Below are 5,650 nucleotides of genomic sequence, written 5' to 3' on the forward strand. Positions count from 1 at the left end.
CGCCGCCGCGCCTGCCCGCGCCGCTCGCGCAACTCGTGGAGCCGGTCCCGTACCGCCTCGACCTGCTGCTCCCGCTCCCGGTCGCCGCCGCCCTGCTCAGCCATGCCGCCCCGCCTCCCCGGCCCCGGTGTCCCCTTCGTCGCCGCGCGCCGCCCGCGCCGCCGGGGCCTCGCCCGTGCGCACCGCCCGGTCCTCGGGGACCTCGCCCGAGAGCTGGTACTCCGTCTCCCGCCAGTCGTCCGGGAGCATGTGGTCGAGCACGTCGTCCACCGTGACGACGCCGAGCAGCGCCCCCGAGTCGTCCACGACGGGCGCGGCGACCATGTCGTACGTGGCGAAGAACCCCGCCACCTCGGGCAGCTGGGCCTGCGGCGCGAGCGGCAGCAGGTCGTCGTCCAGCATCCCGCTGACCAGCGTGTACGGGGGATCGCGCAGCAGCCGCTGGAAGTGCACGGTGCCGAGGTACTTGCCGGTCGGGGTCTCGTCGGGCGGGCGGCACACGTACACCTGCGCGGCGAGCGCGGGGGAGAGGTCGGGGTTGCGGACGCGGGCGAGGGCCTCGGCGACGGTCGCGTCCGGGCGCAGCACGATCGGCTCCGTCGTCATGAGCCCGCCCGCCGTGCGCTCCTCGTACGCCATGAGCCGCCGCACGTCGGCGGCGTCCGAGGGCTGCATGAGGGTGAGCAGGCGCTCCGTCTCGTCCTCGGGCAGCTCGCCGAGCAGGTCGGCCGCGTCGTCCGGGTCCATCGCCTCCAGCACGTCGGCCGCGCGCTCGTCCTGGAGCTTGCCGAGGATCTCGATCTGGTCGTCCTCGGGCAGCTCTTCGAGCACGTCCGCGAGGCGGTCGTCGTCGAGCGCGTCGGCGACCTCGGCGCGCCGCTTCGCCGACAGGTGGTGCAGGACGTTCGCGAGGTCGGCGGGGCGCAACTGCTCGAAGGTCGCGAGCAGGTTCTCCGCGCCCTGCCCCTCCTCCTCCAGCGAGAAGCCGGCGAGCGCGGACCACTCGACGGTCAGCGTCTCGCCGCCGCGCCGCCCCGTCCCCTTCCACGGCAGCCGCCCGCGCGCGGCCGGCATCTTCCGTACGAAGACGCGGTCGATCTCCCACTCGCGGCGCGCCGGGAGCTGCGTCACCGAGACGTCGAGCACGGTCACCTCCTCGCCCGTCTCGACGAGCCGCAGCCGCCGGTCGAGGAGTTCGCCGAGCACGAGGCGCTCGGCGGCCCGCTGCTCGAAGCGCCGCACGTTGAGCACGCCCGTCGAGATGACCTGCCCCGACTCGATCCCCGAGACGCGGGTCATCTGGAGGAAGATCCGCCGCCTGGTCGGCAGCTCGACCACGAGCCCGAGGATGCGCGGCGGGCGCCGCCCGACCCGCAGCGTGGCCACGAGGTCCCGCACGCGCCCCACCTGATCGCCGTTCGGGTCGAAGACGGCCATCCCGGCGAGGTGCGAGACGAAGATCCGCGGCGCGCCACCGGCCACCGGCCACCTCCTCCGCATATCCGGACAAGCACTCACTTACAGGGCGGAATCAGGCTAACCGCTGACGGGCCGGGACGCCGGGGTCGCTGGGCCGGACGGACGCGGGGACGCGCCGCGGGGACGAGGCGGGGACGGCGTGGGGACGGGGCGGGAGCGAGGCGGGGACGCGGTACGGGAGCCGCCGGCCGCCCCGGTACGCTGCGGGCCCAAGATCCCTGTCCCCCACCCCCGGATGAGAGGCCCGTCCCCGGTGACCCCCCGCGCCCTGCCCCGACCGACCAGGACTCTTCTCGCGGGCGCCGTGTGCGCCGCCCTCCTCGGCGGGCTCGGCGCCTGCGGCAAGGACCCGGACGAGGGCACCAACGGCGTCGGCAAACTCTCCGCCGAGCAGATCCACCGCAAGACCACGGCGGCGGCGGGCGGCGCGCGCTCCGTACGGCTCAAGGGCAACCTCATCAGCGGCGGCCACACCTACACGCTCGACATGCGCCTGACCGCCGAGGGCGGCACGGGCACGGTCCGCACCGAGGGCGCCGACTTCTCCCTCCTGCGCGTCGGCGAACACCTCTACCTCCGGGCGGGCGCCGCCTTCTGGGAGCACGAGGCGGGCGACGCGAAAGGCGGCGGGAGCGCGAAGACGGCGGCGGGCAAGCTCGACAAGAAGTACGTGAAGGTGCCGCCCAAGGACCCCTCGTACCCGCGGCTGAGCCTCTTCACCGACAAGAAGACGCTGCTCGACGGGCTCCTCGGGCTCGACGGCGAGGTCGTCGGGGCCGGGCGGGGCGAGAGCGGCGGCGTCCGCACGGTCCGCGTCGCGGGCGACAAGGGCGCGGGCGCGCGCATCGACGTCTCGCTCGAAGGCGAGCCGTACCCGCTGAAGCTGCGCCGGGCGGGGGACGCGGGCACGGTGGCGCTCAGCTCCTGGAACGCGGCGCTCGACCTGAAGGAGCCGGGTCTCGACGAGACGGTGGACTACGGGGACAGGCTGCTGCCGCAGACGTGAGGGGCGGGGGCTCCCGTGGGGCGGGGGCTGCCGCGGGGCAGGGGCCGTGCGCGGCGGGCTTTCGCGGAGGCCGCGCGGGACGCGCTTTCGCGGTGGCCCGCCCGCCCCGTACCGCCTACTTCTTCTTCCGCCCGCGCCCGAGGAGCAGCTTCGGCAGGGGTGCCGGGCGGGTGACCCGCGTCGAGGCGGGGCTCGGGGGCGGGGGAGCGGCGAGCGAGGAATCGGGCACCGGCAGCGTCCCCGCCTCGTACGACGGTACGAGGCGCAGCACCCGGCACTCGCGCGCCCAGCGCTCCGGCACCGTCTCCGCGTCGGGCGCGTTGAGCCGCTTGCCCTTCAGCTCGGCGACCGCCTCGTCCCACGCGGGCGAGCCCGCCGCGAGTTCCACGACGGCGGCCCGGAAGGACACGAGCCGTACGCCCTTGTCCTTGCTCCGCACCGTCACCTCGGCGCCGCCGCCCGCCGCGAGGCCGGGCAGCGGCTGCTCCCCGGGACCGTCCCCGACGAGCAGTACCGCGCCCTCGTGCCACACGTGCCACAGCGCGCGGGCGGGGCCCGTGCCCTCGCCCCTCACCCACACGAGGGACGACTTCTTCGCGGCTTCCTCGACGAGGGCGCGGTCGAGCGGGGTTGCGGCGGCAGTCATACGGAGCAGGGTAGTCACCGCCGCGCGGGGCCCGGGCCGCCCCCGCGCCCCCGTGTCCTTCAGAGCCAGCCGTTGCGCTTGAGCGTGCGGTGGATGCCGAAGCAGATGACGAGGATCGCGCCGAGGACCATCGGGTAGCCGTACGTCCAGCGCAGCTCGGGCATGTGCTTGAAGTTCATCCCGTACACGCCGCAGATCATCGTCGGCACCGCGATGATCGCCGCCCACGAGGTGATCTTGCGCATGTCCTCGTTCTGCGCGACGGTCGCCTGGGCCAGGTTGGCCTGGAGGATGGAGTTGAGGAGTTCGTCGAAGCCGACGACCTGCTCGTGGACGCGCGCGAGGTGGTCGTGCACGTCGCGGAAGTACTTCTGGATGTCGGGGTCGATGAGCCGCATGGGGCGCTCGCTGAGCAGGTGCAGGGGCCGCAGGAGCGGCGCGACGGCCCGCTTGAACTCCAGGATCTCGCGCTTGAGCTGGTAGATCCGGCTCGCGTCCACGCCGCGCGAGGCCCCTTTGCCGGGCGCCGTGAAGACCTCCGTCTCGACCTCGTCGATGTCGTCCTGGAGCGCGTCGGCGACGACGAGGTAGCCGTCCACGCAGTGGTCGGCGAGCGAGTGGAGCACGGCGGAGGGGCCGTGCGCGAGGAGTTCCGGGTCGCCCTGGAGACGGTGGCGCAGCCCGCGCAGCGAGCCCTGGCCGCCGTGCCGGACGGTGATGACGAAGTTCCGCCCGGTGAAGCACATGACCTCACCGGTCTCGACGATCTCGCTCGTCGCGGTCAGTTCCTCGTGCTCGACGTAGTGGACGGTCTTGAAGACGGTGAAGAGCGTGTCGTCGTAACGCTCCAGCTTCGGGCGCTGGTGGGCGTGGACGGCGTCCTCGACGGCGAGCGGGTGGAGGCCGAACTCCGCGGCGATGCCCGCGAACTCGGCCTCGCTCGGCTCGTGCAGCCCGATCCAGGCGAAGCCGCCGCCGAGCCGGACGAGTTCGACGGCCGCGTGCGGGGTCAGGGTGTGCGCGGTGGGCACGCGGCGGCCCTCGCGGTAGACGGCGCAGTCCACGACGGAGGAGTTCACCTCGGCGTGACGTTCCGTCTCGTGGGAAGCGGGCACCTTTCGGGCGGAGGGGCGGACCACGGCACGCAGGCTGGGAATCATCGACATGGTGCTGCTCCTTCGTGCGCGACCGGGCGAGCCGGGCGGAACCTCCCGAAACGGGGACGTGCGCCGCTCCGGGCACGTCCGCACATCGGGGAGCACCGCGAGAAGCGGTGCGCGGTCTGCGCTGCTGATGGGGTCTCCCGGGCGGGCGGGAGGTGGATCAGGCGGTGACGAAGTGCTCTTCCGTGTGCCCCGCGATCAGCGGCGAGAACGGAAGGGAAAGAGGCGTTTACCCCCGTGGGACCCGGGTATGTACGGCCTCAAGTTCCGGTCCGGGCCCCCGAGGAGGGGGACGGCACCGTCAAGCGGAAGAGCGGGTGGTACTGCACGGTCGACTTCGATCCATGGAGCCCCACCTCCTCCAGCCAGTCCCTCGTGAGGGACGGGTGACCCGAAATTCCGGGAGTACAGCGGCCGGGCTGAGAGCGTGCTTCTGCGCGCTGCCCTGACCAGCGGCCAAGCCTAGCAGTCGGCTGTCCTGTCAATCCCCGTTTTGCCCGCGCGATACGCCTTGCCTACGCGGCCTTTACGCGACGGGTCGCTTCGCGCTGCCCGGCCGCCCGCGCCGCGCCGCACCCCGCCGCGTACAGTCGCGGCATGGCAGCCGACGTACTCGCCCTGGTGGAGGCCCGACTGAGCAGCGCGCTCGGCGAGAGCGACGCGCGCGCGGGCGTCACCTTCCTCGGCGCGGAGCGCATCGAGGTCCTGCGCTTCCTCGACACGCGCGAGGACTCCGCACCCCTCGTGCGGTACGCGACGCTCGGCATGTCCGCCGCGCCGATGAGCGACCCCGCCGCCTTCCTCGCCGACCCGGTCGAGGGCCCGCGCGCCGAACTCGTGCTCTCGGTACGGGCCGGACGCGCCGATACGGACAAGGTCCTGCGCCCCCTCGCCGTGCTCGCCGCCTCGCCGCAGGTCGAGGGCGTCGTCATCGCGCCGGGCGCCTCGCTCGACGTGGGCGAGCCGCTGTGGCCCGGCGCCCCCTTCACCTCCGTGCTCGTCGCCGAGCCCGGCGGTCTCGTCGAGACCCTCGACCTCGACCCCCCGCTCGACCCGGTCGCCTTCCTCCCGCTCCTCCCGATGACGCCCACCGAGGCCGCCTGGAAGCGCGTCCACGGCGCGCAGGCCCTCCAGGAGAAGTGGCTCGCGCACGGCACGGACCTGCGCGACCCGCTGCGGGCGGCCGTCCCGCTGGACTGAGCGGCGCCCTGGCTCCGGCGGGGGAGCGGGCGTCGTACGGACGGGGGCGGCGCGTCGTCTCCGTACGAGGGCGGCGCCCCGAGCCGCCCGCCGCGCCCTGCCCACTCGCCGCGCCCTGCCCGCCCGGCTCCCGTCCCGCTCCCCGGTGGCCGGGTC

The 5,650-nt window shown here is 74.2% G+C and carries 5 protein-coding genes; 2 read left to right on the forward strand and 3 right to left on the reverse strand.

Annotated elements, in window-relative coordinates; all coding sequences use genetic code 11:
• Positions 1-96 precede the first annotated feature (96 nt).
• The gene (locus G3I42_RS28060; protein WP_164290548.1) at positions 97-1,482 is read right to left on the reverse strand and encodes a CBS domain-containing protein; all 1,386 of its coding nucleotides are present in this window, start codon (positions 1,480-1,482) and stop codon (positions 97-99) included.
• Positions 1,483-1,783: 301 nt separating this feature from the next.
• On the opposite strand from G3I42_RS28060, the gene G3I42_RS28065 reads away from it, so the two are divergent.
• Entirely contained in the window at positions 1,784-2,485 is a 702-nt protein-coding gene (locus G3I42_RS28065) for a hypothetical protein (protein ID WP_164290556.1), read from the forward strand.
• Between the two features lie 115 nt (positions 2,486-2,600).
• Here the strand turns inward: G3I42_RS28065 and G3I42_RS28070 are convergent, their stop codons facing one another.
• Both G3I42_RS28070 and G3I42_RS28075 read right to left on the reverse strand, forming a co-directional pair.
• On the reverse strand, positions 2,601-3,131 hold the full coding sequence (locus G3I42_RS28070; protein WP_164290550.1) for a hypothetical protein: 531 nt from the start codon (positions 3,129-3,131) through the stop codon (positions 2,601-2,603).
• A gap of 59 nt (positions 3,132-3,190) precedes the next feature.
• On the reverse strand, positions 3,191-4,297 hold the full coding sequence (locus G3I42_RS28075; RefSeq protein WP_164290552.1) for a magnesium and cobalt transport protein CorA: 1,107 nt from the start codon (positions 4,295-4,297) through the stop codon (positions 3,191-3,193).
• Positions 4,298-4,891: 594 nt separating this feature from the next.
• On the opposite strand from G3I42_RS28075, the gene G3I42_RS28080 reads away from it, so the two are divergent.
• The gene (locus G3I42_RS28080; RefSeq protein WP_164290554.1) at positions 4,892-5,494 is read left to right on the forward strand and encodes a suppressor of fused domain protein; all 603 of its coding nucleotides are present in this window, start codon (positions 4,892-4,894) and stop codon (positions 5,492-5,494) included.
• Positions 5,495-5,650 lie beyond the last annotated feature (156 nt).

This window comes from Streptomyces sp. SID11385 (assembly GCF_010548245.1).
In the GTDB taxonomy this organism is placed as follows: domain Bacteria; phylum Actinomycetota; class Actinomycetes; order Streptomycetales; family Streptomycetaceae; genus Streptomyces.

Coding starts and splice junctions, on each gene's coding strand:
- G3I42_RS28070 (WP_164290550.1), bottom strand. CDS start 3,131: ATGACTGCCGCCGCAACCCCGCTCGACCGCGCCCTCGTCGAGGAAGCC.
- G3I42_RS28075 (WP_164290552.1), bottom strand. CDS start 4,297: ATGTCGATGATTCCCAGCCTGCGTGCCGTGGTCCGCCCCTCCGCCCGA.
- G3I42_RS28080 (WP_164290554.1), top strand. CDS start 4,892: ATGGCAGCCGACGTACTCGCCCTGGTGGAGGCCCGACTGAGCAGCGCG.